The organism is Chryseobacterium sp. T20 (assembly GCF_047345655.1).
GTDB lineage: Bacteria > Bacteroidota > Bacteroidia > Flavobacteriales > Weeksellaceae > Chryseobacterium.
In genome coordinates this window covers 564518-583222 of the sequence record NZ_JBLFDU010000001.1, presented here as the reverse complement: position 1 = coordinate 583222, position 18705 = coordinate 564518, and the positions used below count along the sequence as shown (strand labels likewise).

Annotated in this window: 16 protein-coding genes and 1 pseudogene; 10 read left to right on the top strand and 7 right to left on the bottom strand. The window is 37.4% G+C overall.

Translation table 11 applies throughout. The features are described 5' to 3' along the window. Positions 1 to 140 precede the first annotated feature (140 nt). Positions 141 to 1124, bottom strand: a complete 984-nt coding sequence (locus ACMA47_RS02635; RefSeq protein WP_413928559.1) for a helix-turn-helix transcriptional regulator — start codon at positions 1122 to 1124, stop codon at positions 141 to 143. Positions 1125 to 1325: 201 nt separating this feature from the next. Here ACMA47_RS02635 and ACMA47_RS02630 point away from each other — a divergent pair, with 201 nt between their 5' ends. The 7 genes and pseudogenes from ACMA47_RS02630 to ACMA47_RS02600 all read left to right on the top strand — a co-directional run bounded on the left by ACMA47_RS02630 (position 1326) and on the right by ACMA47_RS02600 (position 8908). Further along, positions 1326 to 2045 (top strand): DUF6796 family protein, encoded by a 720-nt coding sequence (locus ACMA47_RS02630; protein ID WP_413928558.1) that lies wholly within the window; start codon positions 1326 to 1328, stop codon positions 2043 to 2045. Positions 2046 to 2201: 156 nt separating this feature from the next. Next, the gene (locus ACMA47_RS02625; RefSeq protein ID WP_413928557.1) at positions 2202 to 2804 is read left to right on the top strand and encodes a TlpA family protein disulfide reductase; all 603 of its coding nucleotides are present in this window, start codon (positions 2202 to 2204) and stop codon (positions 2802 to 2804) included. Positions 2805 to 2842: 38 nt separating this feature from the next. Continuing rightward, complete coding sequence (locus tag ACMA47_RS02620) at positions 2843 to 3406, top strand: Crp/Fnr family transcriptional regulator (protein WP_413928556.1); 564 nt, start codon at positions 2843 to 2845, stop codon at positions 3404 to 3406. Between the two features lie 96 nt (positions 3407 to 3502). Further along, positions 3503 to 3891 (top strand): annotated as a pseudogene (locus ACMA47_RS02615) (RidA family protein). A gap of 96 nt (positions 3892 to 3987) precedes the next feature. Further along, positions 3988 to 4776 carry an SDR family oxidoreductase gene (locus ACMA47_RS02610; protein ID WP_413928555.1) on the top strand — a complete coding sequence of 263 codons (789 nt, stop codon included), beginning with the start codon at positions 3988 to 3990 and terminating at the stop codon, positions 4774 to 4776. A gap of 21 nt (positions 4777 to 4797) precedes the next feature. After that, positions 4798 to 5352 carry a hypothetical protein gene (locus ACMA47_RS02605; RefSeq protein ID WP_413928554.1) on the top strand — a complete coding sequence of 185 codons (555 nt, stop codon included), beginning with the start codon at positions 4798 to 4800 and terminating at the stop codon, positions 5350 to 5352. Positions 5353 to 5422: 70 nt separating this feature from the next. Further along, positions 5423 to 8908: a DUF2723 domain-containing protein gene (locus ACMA47_RS02600; RefSeq protein WP_413928553.1), complete on the top strand. Its 3486-nt coding sequence runs from the start codon at positions 5423 to 5425 to the stop codon at positions 8906 to 8908. A gap of 320 nt (positions 8909 to 9228) precedes the next feature. Here the strand turns inward: ACMA47_RS02600 and ACMA47_RS02595 are convergent, their stop codons facing one another. The 6 genes from ACMA47_RS02595 to ACMA47_RS02570 all read right to left on the bottom strand — a co-directional run bounded on the left by ACMA47_RS02595 (position 9229) and on the right by ACMA47_RS02570 (position 14548). After that, a complete protein-coding gene (locus tag ACMA47_RS02595) occupies positions 9229 to 11472 on the bottom strand; it encodes a nitric-oxide reductase large subunit (RefSeq protein WP_413928552.1) in 2244 nt (747 codons plus the stop codon). 13 nt (positions 11473 to 11485) lie between these two features. Next, positions 11486 to 12211, bottom strand: a complete 726-nt coding sequence (ric, locus tag ACMA47_RS02590; protein ID WP_413928551.1) for an iron-sulfur cluster repair di-iron protein — start codon at positions 12209 to 12211, stop codon at positions 11486 to 11488. 43 nt (positions 12212 to 12254) lie between these two features. Beyond that, entirely contained in the window at positions 12255 to 12683 is a 429-nt protein-coding gene (locus ACMA47_RS02585; RefSeq protein ID WP_413928550.1) for a c-type cytochrome, read from the bottom strand. Positions 12684 to 12697: 14 nt separating this feature from the next. Next, complete coding sequence (locus ACMA47_RS02580; protein ID WP_413928549.1) at positions 12698 to 13147, bottom strand: hypothetical protein; 450 nt, start codon at positions 13145 to 13147, stop codon at positions 12698 to 12700. Positions 13148 to 13201: 54 nt separating this feature from the next. Beyond that, a complete protein-coding gene (locus tag ACMA47_RS02575) occupies positions 13202 to 13633 on the bottom strand; it encodes an RrF2 family transcriptional regulator (protein ID WP_413928548.1) in 432 nt (143 codons plus the stop codon). A gap of 102 nt (positions 13634 to 13735) precedes the next feature. After that, positions 13736 to 14548 (bottom strand): helix-turn-helix domain-containing protein, encoded by an 813-nt coding sequence (locus tag ACMA47_RS02570; protein WP_413928547.1) that lies wholly within the window; start codon positions 14546 to 14548, stop codon positions 13736 to 13738. A 132-nt stretch (positions 14549 to 14680) separates the two neighbouring features. On the opposite strand from ACMA47_RS02570, the gene ACMA47_RS02565 reads away from it, so the two are divergent. From ACMA47_RS02565 to ACMA47_RS02555, 3 genes are read left to right on the top strand one after another with little or no spacing between them, the layout of a single operon-like run. Beyond that, complete coding sequence (locus tag ACMA47_RS02565) at positions 14681 to 16003, top strand: TolC family protein (RefSeq protein ID WP_413928546.1); 1323 nt, start codon at positions 14681 to 14683, stop codon at positions 16001 to 16003. Between the two features lie 4 nt (positions 16004 to 16007). Continuing rightward, complete coding sequence (locus ACMA47_RS02560) at positions 16008 to 17072, top strand: HlyD family secretion protein (RefSeq protein WP_413928545.1); 1065 nt, start codon at positions 16008 to 16010, stop codon at positions 17070 to 17072. Then, positions 17065 to 18657: a beta-carotene 15,15'-monooxygenase gene (locus ACMA47_RS02555; RefSeq protein WP_413928544.1), complete on the top strand. Its 1593-nt coding sequence runs from the start codon at positions 17065 to 17067 to the stop codon at positions 18655 to 18657. The genes ACMA47_RS02560 and ACMA47_RS02555 overlap by 8 nt, the downstream gene beginning before the upstream one ends. Positions 18658 to 18705: the final 48 nt, after the last annotated feature.

Genomic DNA, 18705 nt, shown 5'->3' with positions numbered 1-18705 from the left:
ATATTATGCATTGTATATTGATTTATTGTTGTTTTTCTGTTGGTTTTGTTGAAAAACAAATTATTAACGGCTGTTCTTTAGTTTTTATTATTATCCGGTACCAAAAAAATACAAATGAGCTTTTAAAAGACTGTACGATGCTATCTGCTTCTGAGCTGGCTTGGCAGGATATTGAATTTTCTTTTAAATGCTGATGAAAAATGTCTCGGATTTTTATAGCCGATATGATCAGAAATTTCACTGATATTCAGATCACTGTCGAGAAGCATTCTTTTGGCCTGTTCCATTTTGAGATCATTCCAGAATCCAAAAACGGTAGTGCCGAAAAGCTCTTTGAACCCTTTCTTTAAAGTAAATTCATTAGTTCCTACCAGATGTGCAAGATCATTCAGAGAGCTTTCTGCATTCAGGTTCTTTACAATATAATCTCTCACTGCATACATTTTTTCTATCTCTTTTTTCTGAAGAGAAGAAGGTAAGGATTCACTGTCAAAAAACTGTTCAAGCTGCAACAGAAGAAGTTCACTTACTTTAGCCTCAAGATAAATTCGTTTGAATGTCCCTTTCCTGTTGCAATGAATGATGTCGTTCAGAATCTGGTACATTTCATGGGTGATAAGGTTATGCTCAGTCTGAATAAGGGATGAATTTTTCTTTTCAATCGAACTTCTGAATATTTCAAACAATCCTGAATCTTCTGGCAGAAATTTTTTAAAGAACTCAGGAGCAAGGTTGATTTCAAATACATACATTTCAGGACCTTCGAATTCCATTCTGCCTTCCATATGATGGGCATAAATAATGTTGTGCTGGTAGCTGTCAAAAACTACTGTTTTCTGGAAGTTACCCGAAACTGCTTTGCTTTTTCCTTTCAGGGTAAAATGCATTTCTACCGAATCAAGATCACTCTCAAAGTAGAATTGAAGCCGTTTGTTTAATGAAATATTTCCAAAACTGATGTGAACATTGGCAAAACTTATTTCGTGATAAAAACCATTCCCATAAGGAGGAATGAGCTGGGTAATGCATTCCTGAATGCCACCATCATGTAAGAAATAAGAGGATGGATAATCTCGCTGCATAAGCATATTCCCAAAGTTTTCATCATATAGTCGTACTGTCATTTCCTTTTCTTTTGTTAGAATTTCCTTTTTACGGACTTTTTATTCCGTTTTACAGACCTTTTCTGTTGAATGTTTAGACTAAGTTTGCACAAAGGTAATAATTATTTAGAATGATTCTTAATAATTGAAATTTGCTTTTAAATAAGAGAAAGAAATAATGAAACGATGTACATCTTATATAAAATTAATTGTTGAAAAATTATGAAATATTCAGGTAAAATAAACTGGTCTTTTGCTGCAGCGATAGCAGTGTCAATATGTTGGATCATTGGTGATATTTATGTTGCGGGATTTGATCCGAACCCTTCGGATTATCCATTATTTTCAAAGACCTATGCAGATCAGGTAAATGTAGAATTTGCAACTTTAATGCTGGAAGGTTCCACTCCGAGGTTGATGTTTGGGGCTTTGATTGGTGCTCTTACAGGACCTTTACTGCTTCCTGCCACGTGGCTGGTGTATCAGTTTTTTAAAGACACTCAAAAATGGTATGCAGTATTTGTGTATTGGATCTTACTGGCAGGAGCTGTTTTATCACCTTTAGGACATGCAGGATTCTTCTATGTGGGAGAGATTTATAAAGCGGTTTACCATACAGATTCTGCTTCTCACCCTTATCTTCTGGAGACGGGAAGAGGTTTTATGAAAATGCTGAACATCGCCTGGGGAGCAGCTATTGGTGTACTGGCAGTCGGATGGATTTCCTTTGCTATCTGTATTCTTTTCAATAAAACCCTGCTGCCGAGATGGATGGCTCTGCTGACTCCATTTGCGCTTACTTTGTTTATCATTCCTATAAAAAATCTTTTGCCGCTTCCTTTTTCAGGATGGGTAGGAGGAGCGATATTCAATATTGCGTACCTGACATTTTTCAGTTCTCTGTTTTTCTTTTTCAGAAAGAAACTGTTGAATAAAATATAGTTTTAAAGAATCTTACCATGATGATAACTTGAAATAAAACACAGAGAAAGGCCTTTAAATCTTAGTATTTGAAGGCTTTTTTGTTTTAAAAACAATCTTTCCTGTCTTTTGATCAAAATATTAATCCTATATTGGCTGGGAATTAAGCGGGAGAATATGGAAAATCTGAAGATCTGGTTAAGAAAAAATGGCTCTACAGCAGTACTTGCAGTATTGTTTATTATCATTTTGGTGAATAAAGATGCAAAGGCATGGCTGATGAGACAGGTGGCTTCCACAGGAATTCTCAATTCCAGTATATCAGAACCAAAAGAAACCCGGAATAATGCAGCTAAGGTTTCCTATGCCGGATTGATGCTGAAAAATGAAGAAGGAAAGATTATAGATGCTTCTGCATTACAGAATAAAGTGATATTCATTAATTTTTGGGCATCATGGTGTCCTCCGTGCCGTGCCGAGTTTCCGTCTGTTCAGAAACTGTATGATCAGTACAAAAACAATCCGGATATGGTATTTCTTACGGTAAATCTGGACGATAATGCAGCTCTTGGAAAATCTTATTTAAAAGAAAAAGGCTTTACCGTTCCTTTTCTTTCACCGGCTGGAAATATCCCTGATGTACTGTATAGTGGATCTCTACCAACCACTGTTGTACTGGATAAAAAAGGAGAAATACGCCTTCATCATAAAGGATTGGCAGACTACAGTAAAGATTCATTTTATAAACAGATTGATGAGCTTTTGAAACAAAAGCCTTAACGGTTTAAATCATATTTTTATATCATAAGAAACAGAATATGCTGCATCTGCTAAGAACTCACATCGAAAAAATAGTTCCTCTTAACGATGATGAATTTGAGTTCATATCATCCTGTTTTACTTATAAAAAATTTAAAAAGCATCAGTTTTTAATACAGGAAGGAGAAGCAGTCCCTTACAACTATTTTGTATTGAAAGGTCTTTTGAAGCTCGTTTATACAGATGAAACAGGAAAAGAACATATTGTAGGATTTGCCATGGAAGACTGGTGGGAAACCGATTTTCCGGCTTATTATCAGCAAACCACAGCAACCATGTCTTTGGAATGCATTGAAGATACAGAAGTATTATGCATTAAGTTGGATGATTATAAAAAACTCTGTGCACAGCTTCCGAAACTGGAACATTTCTTCCTTGAAAAAGCCTATATGGGTTTTATTACCGCTCAGCAGCGTACCGTTTCCATGATGACCACCGGAATAAAGGAAAGGTATGACCAGCTTTTGAAAAAATATCCTTCGCTGGTTCAACGGGTTCCAAAATCTCTTCTGGCTGCTTATTTAGGCGTATCCAGAGAAACGTTGAGCCGCCTGCCTCTGTAGAATTGTGAGGACGCTCACAGAATAATTGTGATTCGGATCACATAGATTTGAAGCCTCTGTTCTGCAATTTTGCATGGTAATTCTAAATTCAATACAATGGAAAAAAGAACTATTAATCCATGGAAATGGCAGGATGAGAGAAGCTACTCTCAGGCTGTAGAAGTAAAAAATGTTGAAAGTACTTTATACTGCTCGGGACAGGCAGCTATCGATCCTGATGGAACATCCAGTACTAGGATATGAAATCCCAGCTGGAACAGGCTATTGCCAATCTGGAAGAAGTGATCCGCTCAGCAGGATATGAATGTGATGGTATTGTAAGACTCAATATCTACACAACTTCTACTGAAGAACTCTGGCCTTATTTTCCTATTCTTCAGGAATGGATTGGCAGACATCAGATTCAACAGTCAGTAACGATGCTTGAAGTAAAAGGCTTGTTTGAGACTTTAAAGGTGGAACTTGAGGCTACAGTGGTAAAATAAATGAGAAACAGTCCTTAAAAAATTAAACCTTCAAAATATAATTTGGAGGTTTTTTCTTACATTTATCCTATACCAATTACGATATCCAAAGATCTTATGAATATTCAACTTTTTTCAAAAAATGCCTTAGTAGGCGGAGCTACGCAGGGAATCGGTGCCGGAATTGCCATTGAACTGGCAAAATGCGGAGCCAATGTTACCGTTATGTCCCGCAATGAAACAAAACTTAAAGATTTCGTTGCTGCACTGCCAGTCATCAATCCTGATCAGAAACATAGCTATCTCGTAGCAGACTTTTCAGATTTTGAAAGTTATAAGAAAATTATAGGAAGATTTTTTAATGATCATTCGATAGATATTCTGGTGAATAATACCAATGGTCCGGAACCGGGGTTGGCAGTGGATAAAAATACCGATGACTATCAGAAAGCATTTGACCTTCTCTTTAAAACTGTTTGCGAAACAACATTACTGGCTTTGCCTCATATGATTCAACAGAAAAAAGGGCGTATCATTAATGTTTCTTCTCTTTCAGTAAAAGAACCGATTGGAAATCTGGCCTTGTCCAATTCTATCCGTTCTGCAGTAATTGCTTGGGCAAAAACCCTTTCTAATGAGATTGCACAGCATAATATCACGGTAAATAATGTGTTAACAGGGTATTTCGATACTGAAAGAATTCAAAAACTGGTGGCTCATGAAGCTCAGCAAAGTGGTGCAGCAGCAGAGGAAATAAAAAAGGCGAGGGAAAATAAAATTCCTATGAAAAGATTCGGACAGCCTGAGGAATATGGTCATCTGGTGGCTTTTCTGGCTTCGGAATATTCAAATTACCTTACCGGAACAAGTATTCCTTTGGATGGAGGATTGAATAATACGTATTAATCCGACTGATGAGAATGTGATATGAAAGTGTTAATTAAATATGGAACTGTAATTTTACTTTTCTTACTTCTTATTCATTATACTCATACTTATTATGATTTTACGGCGTCAAATTCTAACATTATTATTATTCCTTTAGTAACAGGACTCATATTTGTCAATTTTATTCTGATTTATATTTATGAATCAAAAAATAAAGAGAAGCATAAAGTCACAAATTTATTATTGATTTTTTTAGTTGCTTTTTTTGGAATAAACCTTTATTTGAATAGTGTTCAATCTGAAAAGGAAGTAAAATATTCAGGTTATATTTCTCCTGGCCCCCAGTTGAAATCTAATGGATATGAAATTAAATTATACAAAGACAAAACTTACAGGATCAATGAATACTGGCATGGTGAAAGCCGGCATTATTTTGGAAAATATGAGTTTGAAAATAATCTACTGATTTTACATGATGAAAGGATTTCAGAAAAAACTGAAGAACTACTGACTTCAAAATACAAATATAATAACATTAAAAAGTATTTTGAGCCTATAGAAAAAGGTTTTCCCAAAATAAAATTGAGAAAATAAAGAATTTTTACGAATATCCATGTAATAAACCTTTTCCGCCAGTTGTCATATACATATTGGAAAATATGATATGAAAAACTGGTCTTTTAAAAAATGGAACACCGTACTGGGATGGTTCCTTTTCGCTATTGCGCTTATTACTTATCTTTCAACGATAGAACATTCCCTGAGTTTTTGGGATTGCGGAGAGTATATCTCTTCAGCCGTGAAACTGGAGGTAACCCATGCTCCGGGAGCTGCTTTATTCCAGATTATGGGAGCTGTAGCAAGTATTTTTGCATTAGGGAATGCAGAACATTATTCTATTGTAATCAATGCGATGTCAGCGTTATTCAGTGCTTTTACTATTTTGTTTCTGTTCTGGACAATTACCCACTTTTTAAGAAGACTTTTATATAAAGATGTTGAAGAAATTACAAAGCATCAGGAAATATCGATTCTTTTTGCCGGAGTGATAGGGGCTTTATGTTTTACATTTTCAGATACATTCTGGTTTTCAGCAGTAGAAGGAGAGGTGTATTCGATGGCTTCCATGTTTATTGCTTTGCTGGTTTGGCTTATCACCAAATGGGAAAACGAATATAAAGCAGTAGACAGCGAGAGATGGATTATTCTTATTTTCTTTATTATTGGGCTTTCCGTAGGAGTGCATATGATGTGTATGTTGGCTATTCCGGCGATATGCCTGGTGTATTATGCCAGAAATTATACTTTTTCGTGGAAGAGTTTTATAGTGGCCAATTTGGTTACACTTGGAATTCTTGCCTTCGTATTCAAGATGATCTTCCCTTTGATCATGACAATGTTTGGAAAGCTTGAAATCTTCTTCGTGAACGGACTGGGACTTCCTTTCCATTCAGGGACCATTGTGGCATTTGTTCTCATGACCGTCATAAGCTATCTTCTGATTAAATATGCGAGAAAAACAAAAAGAAAACTCTATCAGACTGTTGTTTTATCTCTGGTCTATATGATCATCGGATTTTCATGCTGGCTGGTGATTCCGATAAGAGCCAACGCCAATCCTCCGATGAACCTTAATGATCCCGATACCGCCATCGGAATGAGAGATTATTATAACAGAGTGCAATACGGTGACTGGCCTACCATTTACGGACAGAATTACACTGCATTTCTTGATAAAAACGGAATGGAAAAAGATGAAGACGGAAGTTACAAAAGAGACATCACCGGAGATATTTACGAAAAAGATGAAAAAACCGGAACTTACAGAAAAACGGGGGAGAGATTCAACTATGTTTTTAATAAATCTCACATCAGCTTCATGCCAAGGATGTTCAATGAAGATAAAGAGGTGACTGCCAATTACATTTCTTTATATGGAGCTCCTGATTTTACTTTTAATTATGACAATGAAGATGTTGCAGACAATCCGGAAGCGAAAAGGATTTTCGAAGAACTGAGAGCAAAATATGAAGGAGATTCTATCACAGCAGAAGATTATCTGAAAGTGAAGCCTTATGATCTTATCAAGGTGCAACGTCCATCCTTCGCTCAGAATATGGATTATTTTATATCATTTCAGAACGGATATTACTTTGTAAGATATCTGATGTGGAACTTTGTAGGAAGACAGAATGATCTTCAGGGACATATGGAAAATACCAATGGAAACTGGATTTCGGGATTTTCTTTTATTGATAATGCCTTATGGGGAGATCAGGATCATATGCCTGCCAAATTTAAAAATGAAAGTACCGTAAAGTTTTTCTTTTTACCGTTGATTTTAGGTTTGATAGGTTTCTTTTTCCAGCTTAACAGAGATTTTGGAAGATTTTATGCGACGCTTTCGCTGTTTGTTCTGACAAGTATGGGAATTGTTTTTTACACTGGCGTAAAGCCATTTGAAGTAAGGGAAAGAGATTATGCCATGGTAGGTTCATTCTATGCCTTTGCCATTTGGATAGGTCTGGGAGCAGGAGCTATACTTTGGCTGATTCAGTCTAAGGTTAAATCCAATGCCGCTAACATTGTTCTGGGAACTATTTTATTAGGAATTCCTTTGATGATGGGGTTTCAGAATTACACTTCGCATGACAGAAGCAAGAAAACAGCAGCTCGTGATTATGCCTATTCATTTTTAAGGTCGTTGCCGAAAGATGATATTATTTTCATTTATGGTGATAATGATACCTTTCCGGTATGGGCCATTCAGGAAACAGAAAGATTCAGAGATGATGTGAAAACGGTCAATTTTACCCTTTTGGCCACTCCATGGAATATTGATCAGGTGAAAAGAAGAACTTACAATGCGAAGGGGATTCCGGGTGAATTAACGCATGAAGAATATAGAGATGGGGTAAATGATCAGGTATATCTGATGAAAAAAGAAAACTGGGAAGAACTTTTCCAAATGCTGAAAGAACAAGGTGCTCCGGATACTGCTTTCCAGGAATTCAGAAAATATCTGACCCAGGATTCTTTGACATTGAAAGATGCTATGAAATTTCTGAAATTACAGTCATCCGAAAAAGATGAATTGCTGAAAATGTACTTCGGAGAAAAACAATATGAAAAATACAATATTCTTCCGGTGAGTAAATTTATTCTTCCTGTAAATAAAGAAAATGCTGTGAAAGCTGGGATCATTACACAGGCTGATCTTCCAAAAGCAGTAGATCAGATCACGATTAATTATGAAGCCAACACACTTTATAAAAGTAATCTGATGATGTTGGATATGCTTGCCAATTTCGATTGGAAACGTCCGATCAATTTCTCTTCAGGCGGAATGTATGACAGTGAAAATATTTTTTATCTGGATGAATATCTTCAGTTTGATGGTTTCAGCTACAGACTGGTTCCTGTTCATACTCCACAGAGTCCGGATGGAGACAAAGGAAGGGTAGATGCCAATTCTCTTTATCAGGTGGTGAAAAACTTCAGATGGGGAAATTTTAAAGATCAGAGTATTTATTATGATGAAACGGCTACGTCAAATATCTTGGGCTACAGAATGTCTGTGAGCAGGGCAGTGTCTGCATTGGTTGTCAATGGGCAGAAAGCTAAAGCATTGGAGTTACTGGATCTTGCCGCAAAAGAAATTCCTGTGGAGAAATACAATGATCCACGTTCATTAAGTGCGATGGTTACCGGATATATTGTTGCAGGAAAGGAGCAAAAAGGTCTTCAGCTGGCAGAAATGCTCAAAAAAGGAATATTTGAAGAATATGATTATTACCAGAATCTTTCTCCTTCATTTAAAGCAATGGCAAAAAGACAGATGAGGTCTAAACCGATGGAATATGCACTCGTTGTGGCAGCCGTTACAGATGCCTACAAAACTTTGGGACAGAATGAAAAAGCGCATGCTTACCTTTTAAAATCAATGGAACCTATTGATAAGAAATTCAGTGTTTTTATAAAAGGGCTTCAGCAGATGGGTAAAGAAAAAGCAGGGAAGGAAGCTGAAAATGTACGCCAGATTGCTCCTTTTTATCAGTATTTATTCAATGTTATGGAACCTTTTGATTCCACATATTCCAGAAAAAAAGAAATTGAAATTACAAACGCGATGATGAAAGTGACACAGTAAAACTTAAATAAAAGCCTTTAAATTCAATATTTAAAGGCTTTTTTAATATAAATCAGGATGAGTTAATAGTATCTCATTTGATCAACGTAAAGCTTTATCTGTAATTCTTATGATTGTAAGAGAGCAAAGAGGTTTGATCAATTTCATTGATCATTTTTAAGCGGATGTATTACCATAACGCTTCATCCGCGACAAAGTCGCTCTTCTTAGCTTCCTTAAAATAAACATAATGATAATATTCCTTTGCGTTAAAAATTAAAGTAATGTAAAAATCATTAAACATCACAGATTAAAATCCTATGAGATTTGAATCATTCATACTATCGTTTTTCTTTCAACGACCAGCCAAATTTCAGTCCGATAATGAAAATAACTAAAAGCAGTTCACCGGCAGCCAGCAAAATATCTCCCGGCACACGCATCCATCTCAGAAAATGCATAATGTCCGTCTGCATGAACTCTGCAGAACGTGCATACCAGTAACCTTCTTTTATAGAGGCTACAGACTGCATGATGCCTATTGGAAGAAGACTGATGGTTACCATCACCAATAATCCGATATTAATCATCCAGAAAGCCCAGCCAATTAATTTATCATTCCACTGACGGTCAGGATAAAGTCCTCGCAAAACAAACATCATTAATCCGATTCCCAAAATTCCATAAACTCCGAACAAAGCGGCATGACCATGTACTGCAGTGGTATTCAGTCCCTGGATATAGTACAATGCGATAGGAGGGTTGATGGCAAATCCAAAGATTCCAGCACCAAGGAAATTCCAGAAGCACATGGCAATGAAGCAGTAGATAGGCCATTTGTAAGCCTGAATCCATTGGGTTGATTTACTCAGTTGATAATTCTGGTAGGCTTCATACCCTATCAGAACAAGCGGTACTATTTCCAGCGCACTGAAAGTAGCTCCTAAAGCGAGTACAGCAGTAGGAGTAGCACTGAAATACAGATGGTGGAATGTCCCCAGAATTCCTCCGCCAAGAAAAATAATGGTAGAAAATAAAACAGCATTGGTGGCAGATTTCAGCCTTAATAATCCCAGTCTTGTAAATAAAAAGGCAGCCACTACCGTTGCAAAAACTTCAAAAAATCCTTCTACCCAAAGATGAACAACCCACCATCTCCAGTATTCTGCAATCGCCATATGAGTTTGTCTTCCATACATTAATCCTGCTCCATAAAATAAGGCAATGGCTACGGATGAAAGGGTAAATAAGGTCAGCAAGTGACGGTCTCCATCTTTGCGTTTTAAAGCGGGAAGCAATGCTCTGACCATTAAAACCAGCCAGAGAATAAGCCCGATGAGTAGTAGGATCTGCCACACTCTTCCCAGTTCTACATATTCATATCCCTGATGTCCCCAAAGGAAATTATCTACCAGACCAAGCTTTTGCATCACCCCAAGCCATTGCCCGGTTAATGACCCCAGGACAACAATCAGTAAGGCTCCGAATAATATATTCACTCCCAGTTTCTGATATTTCGGTTCATGCCCTGAAACTGCTGGAGCAATATAAAGTCCTGTGGCCAGCCATGAAGTGGCAATCCAGAATATCGCAAGTTGTACGTGCCAGCTTCTGGAAACCGACTGTGGTAAAAACTGGTCCAAAGGAATCCCGTAAAATCCGCTTCCTTCCACACCATAATGGGCTGTAACTACACCAGCAAGCATTTGAACAAGGATCAACAGAGCAACGACCCAAATATATTTCAACGTGGCTTTCATAGAAGGGGTCGGTTTCATATTTCGAAGAGGATCTTCCAGCGGCAGAGCTTCACTGATTTCTTCCTCCTTGTTTCTGGCATGGTAAAATACCAAAAGGCCTACTGAACCTAATAAAAGTAATATACTGAACCCTGACCATAAATGCAGTGAAGGAGGAGGAACGTTTCCAACCGATTCATCATGCGGCCAGTTATTGGTATAGGTCACATCATCTCCAGGTCTTTCCGTGATGCAAACCCATGTGCTCCATGCAAAGAAGGCATTCATTTTGGCAATTCTTCCGGTGTCTTTGATGGTATTCTCAGGAATGGCGTACTGATCCCGAAGTGTTGCCATGGAAGCATCATTCATGAATAATTTTGAATAATACTGTGAAAGCTGTTTTTGCACTTCAGCCCGCTCCGGGGAGAATACAATTTCATTTTTACTTTCATTAAAAGTATTGGTGCGAAGTTCTTTTTTCAGCAAAACCTGATATTTGGCCTGTTCTTCATCCGGAAGTTCTTTGTAAACTTTACCATCCTTTTTTGCCAGTTCATCAAGCAGCAGAACAGATTCCCGGTGAAGGTAATCGGCCGTCCAGTCCGGAGCAATATAGGCACCATGTCCCCAGATACTTCCCACTGTTTGTCCACCAATAGACTGCCAGACATTCTGTCCGTCTTTAATATCCTGCGCGGTTGCAATCACCGTTCCATCTGTACTGACTATTTTGTCCGGAATGGGTGGGATTTTTCTGTAAATTTCAGTTCCGTAGAAGATAAGAACAGCAAACGAAGCAACCATTACTACAGCAAGCCATATCCAAAGTTTTTTAGGTGTCATTCTGTATTAATTTTTAAGATTCAACGGCAAATTCTTTTTCCAGTCGGATGGCTTTTGGGAAAAGGATATTGTTCTCAAGGTGAATGTGTTTATGCAGATCATTTTCGAAATCCTGAAGCATAGCAAAAGCTACTTTATAAGTGTTACAGGCATCTGCGGGCGGAAGATATTCGTTGGTAATTTCCGCAATCCTTCTAAAGCGGTCACCTTCTATGGTGTGATCATGTTCCATCATATGAACCGGATTTTCTACGGTTCCAAAATGAGGCTTTGGAAGAGGACTTCCGGATATTTTAGCCTTCACCATATTTTTTACAAACGGGAACAGAATGAGTTCTTCTTTTTTCATATGGGCAGCCAGATCGTGTGCCGATTCATTAAATAAAGAATTGATTTCAAACAGTTCAGGATGTCTTCCTCCGTGTACTTTGCACAGTTTATCAAGAAATGCCTGCAAAACAGAAGTTTTTTCTTCTACATAGCGGTGATGGGTTTTCTCAATATAATCTGTCAGAAGATCCAGAGGCAAGCTGTTGAAATCTATTGCAGAACCTTCATTTTTTGGAAGTGCTTCCAGTTCTTCATAAATTTTTTCAGGAGCAAGTTTCTTATTACTGCATGCCTCTTCAATGGTTCTTCCGCCTTTACAACAGAAATCGATACCATGTCTTTTAAAAATTGCGGCTGTTCTGAAATCTTCAGCCACCATATTTCCTATAAAGTCTGTTCTTGTATTCATAATATAATACTTTTTTGTCTTTTATTATTTTAAAATTTTTTAATTACTTTTTAAGAGATAAAATATATTTTACCATCTGTCTGGCATTCTCTTTACTCAATCCTGTATGAGGAGTCATGGGAATTTCGCCCCAATTGCCTTTGCCACCGTCAATGATTTTCTGTGCCAGCATATCGAGATCTGCATCCGAATATTTTGCAGCAACTTCCTGATAAGAAGGCCCTATTAATTTTGAGTCTATTTTATGACAGGTTAGGCAATCTGTTCCTTCAATTAATTTCAATCCTCCATGTTTTGTAGCATCTGAGGAAGCTGTAGCTTCAGGGACTGTTTCGACTGGCTGTGGTTGGACAACTTGTTGTTCAGAATAAGGCTCAGCCTGTGGAATGGGAGTAGTTTCCGGTTTGGAACAGGAAAATAATAATGTGGTTAAAGTCAATACAATAATGGTATTTTGAACGAGTGTTTTCATAATGCATAGTGTTATTATTGAACTGTATTTCTTTTGAATTGTAAAATGATTGCTGTGGTGAGCATTAATGCTTTCGCGGTTTCAGCATAAATAAAATAGTCGTGTAATGGAGTAGGAGGTAATGCTTTTCCTGATGAAAGTAAATCAACCCGGGAATCAAGTATTGGCAGCAGCCAGAATTGTTCTATAGCAAGTATGGAAAATAGAATAATCAGGATTATAAAATCAATTTTCGTATGATTTTTCCAACTGACAGACATCAATAGCAGTATTACAATAAGAAATCCCCATTGTATTTTTGAAGAAAGTCCAAACATGAGCTTTCCTAATCCTAATGCAATCTGAAGGGTAATTCCGGGAACCTGAAACTTCAACGGTGTCTCCAGAAAACTTATAGTCAGAAACATTCCGGTAATCAGACAGAGTAACATCAATACGAAAGGATTTTTAAGTTCTAATTTCATTTTGATTTATTTAATATTAAAAGATCTTTTTATCTTTTATTTGTTTAAATTTTTTTACGCTCTCAAATGAGTAAGCTGTAAATCCAGATTATCGACAAACATTTGAATTTTTGAGGTTTCAAGCATGATTCGGAGATCCTGTCGGATACTTTTGAACTGGTCATGAAGTGGGCACGGATGCGTTTCCGAACACTGATCAAGCCCAAGACCGCAACCGGTAAAAAGTTTGTCTCCGTCAATTTCTCTGACAATATCGGCAATGGAAGTATTCAGGTTTTTCTGATCCATATAGAAACCTCCGTTCGGACCTTTGGCAGATTGTACAAATCCTTTTCTGCTCAGATCCTGCAAAATTTTAGCAATAAAATGCTCTGGCGAATGGATGCTTTTTGAAATGTCCTTAATCCCGACCCTGCTGCCATTTTTAGACTGCTGGGCAATATAGATCAAGGCTCTTAAAGCATATTCGCACGTTTTTGAAAACATTTTACTGAGTTTTATGGGACAAATATAGAAAGATATTTTTAATAAAAGATAAATTAGTCTTTTATTTTTTTCTCAATCTGATGAAGATCATACGTGGAGTGTTTAGCCCATCATGTTTTGAGTCGCTTTATTACTCTTTCTAAGATCTGATGGTCGTGATTGGGTAAACTCATGAAAAGTATCACTAAAGGCACTGATAGAGCTGTAGCCCACATCATCAGCAATTTCATTGATGGGTTTGTCTGTATTTAAAAGCAGCTCAATGGCTTTGATGATTCTTAATGTTTTTAAATACTGGAGGAAAGAAATATCCATATCCGCTTTGAAAAGCCGTGATAGCGAACGCTCACTCAACCCAAATCTGCTGCTGACATTGGACAGTGTCAATTTTTCCCCGATATTCCATTCCAGATAAGATACAATTTTCATCATCTGTTTGTTGTGGGTGGCGGGGAGAATAATGGGCAATGGCTGTTTGTGAGTTTTGGGAAGAATTTTTTTTAAAGCAACTAAAAATTCAAAATTTTCATCTTTTGCCGTTACGTGTTTTTCATCCCAGATTTCAGAATATTTGATCATCTGGATCAGGAGTTCTGATGCCGGATAAATGCCCAGTCTGCTGTAGAAAGGATCTGAGACATCATCATGGGCATAGAAATAAAGAGAACGCAGAACCGTTGCTGTATGTCCGATCTCTAAAATATGTTCCATTCCCTGCGGAATCCAGAAGAAATGTCTTGCCGGAACCACATAGGTCCTGTTGTCAATCGTAATATAGGCGATTCCACCTTCCACATAGCTCAGTTGTCCTTTGGTATGTTTGTGAAAAGGAATCAGTTTTTCTGATTTTTCGTGCATAACAAATACACTTTTATCGTCTTTATCAATGTCCGGAAGCGCAGCAATTAATCCCATAAAAAAGTTTAAAATCCCAAAGAAAATACAAATATAATCATTTGGCCGGAATCATGTAAAAGTTGACTATTTTAGATAAATAAAATTTCCGGATTGCCAATAAATTTGCAGTGTAATAATTCAAAAATTCAAATGAAAATTTATGTCGCCGGATTGCTGATGCTTGGAATTTCCTCCACTATATCAGCTCAGACCGGCAGTCCAACAAAGGATACCATACGACTCTCCCTAAAAGACGCATGGCAAAAAGCGGAAGAAAACAGCCGTCATATCAGAATCAATACCATCAACGTAGACATTGCCGAAGCCGAAGTAAAAGATGCCAAAAGAGAGCGTCTCCCGGAAATAGAAGTCAAAGGTTCTGCAGAAAAAGCGTCCAACATTCCCATCTATGAGAATGGAATTTTTTCCAAACCAACACAGCATGAAGTGATTCATACACTTTACAGAGCCGGAGCAGATTTTTACCTGAACATTTATAACGGAAATAAGCTGAATCTTAAGATTAAGGAAAATCAGACCCTTCAGAAAATTAAGGATATTCAGAAAGAGAAGTCCGTTTCAGATATTCATTACAAAACTGCAGCGCTTTATCTTGAATTACAGAAAACATTAATCTTCAGAGATCTTATCAAACAGGACATCACTGATCAGAAAACACAGCTTAAAGAGATACAGACTCTTTATAAAAATGGAGTGGTTTTAAAAAGTGATGTTTTAAGAATTGAACTCGAACTTTCCAAAAGAAAAATGGCTCTGGTGACTATAGAAAATGATATCCTCATTGCCATGCAGAAACTGAATATTATTCTTGGAATTCCGGATGAGCAGATTGTTATCCCAGAAGCACCGTTTAATCAGTGGAATGAGAATACAACTTATAATGAGTATCTGAAGCTGGCTCTGGATCATTCTTTTGACTATCATGTTTCTGAACAGCAGACAGCGCTTAGTATAATCAAACTGAAGCAGGTAAAAGCCAATGTAAGACCTAAAGTAGGGATGTATGGTGAGTTTTATTACGCCAATCCGCAGATTTTCCTTTATCCCTACAATCCTTATTGGTATTCTCTGGGAATCGTTGGAATTAAAGCATCGTTTTCCATCTCATCCCTTTACCATAACACCCATAAAGTAAAAGCTGCCCAGCTGGAGTTTGAGAAAGAAGAGGAAGTACACAAGGATACGGAAGATAAAGTAAGACAACAGGTGAAAGAAGCTTATCTGCGTTACCAGGAAGCTTTGGAACAGATAAAAGTGGCAGAAGCCAATGTCGCTCAGGCAAAGGAAAATGCACGTATTATCAAAAATACTTACTTCAGCCAGACTTCTCTTATTACAGAATTGCTGGATGCAGATATACAGCTGCTTCAGACAAAATTTGAACTGGAAGCGGCCAAAATTATGGCACAGAACAATTATTATTTACTACAAAACATTACAGGCGTTTTATAATACAATGAAAAAAAAATATACTCCCACCGATAGAATGATCACCAAGATCACAGGATGGATTTCAGTTGTAATCGTTGCCGCACTTGCTGTCTGGGGCGGTTTTACCTTAAAAAATTATTATGCATATGAGCAGACCAATGATGCACAGGTTCAGGAATATGTCAATCCTATTATTTCAAGAGCCGGAGGTTTCATTGTTGAAGTAAAGTTTGAGGAAAACCAGGAAGTTAAAAAAGGAGATACTCTTTTGATTATTGATAACCGCGAATATATTCTTCAGGAAAAACAGACTCAGGCTGCCATTCAGAAAGCGCGTGCCCAACTGAGAGTATTGGAAAGCACGACAGGAACTACAGAAAAGGAAGCTGCAGCAGCAATGGCTCAGGTAGATGCAAGCAAAGCAAAAGTCTGGAAACAGCAGCTTGATTATAACCGATATAAAAAGCTTTATGATGAAGAATCTGCTACCAAACAACGTCTTGAAGATGTGAAAGCAACGCTGGATGTCAATGAAAGCGATTATCAGTCTTCTCAGGATAATTATGCTGCTTCAGTATCTAAAATTAATGATATACGGGCAGAAAAAACAGTTGTTTTAGCAGAAATTGCAAGACTGGAAGCACTGCTAGACCGTCATAAACTGGATGTAAGTTATACCGCAGTGACCGCAGCATATGATGGAAGAATGGGACGTAGAACTGTAGAAGTGGGGCAGATGATTGATGCCGGAGAAACGCTGGCCTTTATAGTCAATAATGAAACTGATAAATGGGTGGTAGCCAATTATAAAGAAACTCAGATCAAGGATATGCATATCGGAGATCATGTGAAAATTGTGGCGGATTCTTATCCGGACAAAGAATTCCAGGGAACGATTATTTCCCTTTCTCCGGCAACAGGTTCAAGTTTTTCATTGCTTCCACCGGATAACTCTACCGGAAATTACGTGAAAATTGTACAGCGTATTCCTGTAAGAATCAGAGTGGATGGACAAAGAAGCCAGATTGATGTTCTGAAAGTAGGAATGAATGTGAATGTTTACGCCAATAAAAAGCATTCCAATGGCTAAAAGACAAATGCCCTATTTCAAAAAATGGGCTCCGGAATGGTTGGTGAAGATCATCCTTTTTTCAATGACACTTCCGGGAATCATTATCTTTTTTCTGCCATTGTCTAATGTGAATGCAGCAGCCGGATATTATGGATGTGAACCAGCAGACATCCAGTTTTCAGTAGCTTTGTTTTATGCAGGATATGTAGGTTTTTACAGTCTGGAAAGACGATTTTTCAGTTTTCTGGCCGCAAAAGAATATTTTCTTCTGTTCACCACATTGCAGATTCTGGCTTGCCTGATATGCTATTTCACCCGTGAAGTCTATATTTTGTTTCCGGTTCGTTTTATGCAGGGAATGTTATTTGCCGGAAATGTAAACCTTTCCCTGACTCTTATTTTTACAAGATTGAGCAGTGAAAGAGGGCGGGAGATCAGTTTTTCAGTATTTTTTGGAATCTTAATTTGTGCTTTGCCATTCAATAATCTGATTACCGCAGACCTCATAGATTCCTATAATTTTAATATCGTTTATAAAACAGCCATCTTCTCTTATCTTCCGGGACTTATTTTCCTGACTCTGGCTATGAGTAATTACAGAACCCATGCAAGATTTCACCTGTATAAACTGGACTGGCAGAGTTTTGGACTTTTCAGTACGATATTGGTTTTGGTAGGATATATTACCATTTTTGGTCAGGAATATTATTGGCTGGAAGATAGCCGGATTTTAGGAAGTATAATCGGAATTATTGTTTTAGCAGGAATCTCCATATTCCGTCAGCAGGCTATTAAAAGACCTTATATTGATCTGCAGGTTTTCAGATACAGGAACTTTAAAGTAGGTTTACTGATTCTTTTTGTCATGTATATCTGCAGATTTGCTTCGGGGATTGTCAACACTTACTTTGCATCAGAACTGCATTTAGATCCATTCCATATATCCTATATTAATATGTTCAATCTTGCAGGGTTGATTATCGGGGTCATTATTGCCTGTTGTATGGTTTTGCAAAAGAAAAATATTCGGTATATCTGGGGACCAGGTTTTTTAATGCTATTGATCTTTCATGGATTAATGTATTATTCTTTTGATGTTCAGGCTGATGAGTTTAATTATTACGTTCCGCTATTTCTTCAGGGATTAGGGGTAGGATTGATAATGGTTCCGACCATTATTTATATTATTTCTTCCGTTCCCTCTGTTATTGGACCTTCCGCTGCTGCAACAGCGTTAGCCATACGATATCTCGGATTTTGTATCAGTATTGCTCTTATCAATTTTTTTGAACTCTTTGAAAAAAGTCGTCATTATAACGCTTTTCAGGATCATTTAACAGCTGTTGATCCTGAAGTTAAAAATTTTCTTCATCAGCAGACGGCTAAACTTATTGCAAGAGGAATGCCTGATGATAAAGCGGTAAAAGCTGCCGATAAACTGTTGGTAGCCAGGATGAATGTTCAGGATCATGTTCGCTTTGCGATGGATTATTATGAAATGATGGTGTGGCTTCTTGCTGCCTCGCTGTTATTGATTTTTCTTTTTCCCTATCTCAATCGTACTGCTCTTTATCTGAAATCCCGCAGACTGTCACCTGCATAAGTGAGATAATCATAGTTTAAAAGTATAGCTTGTTAGCTAATTTTATAG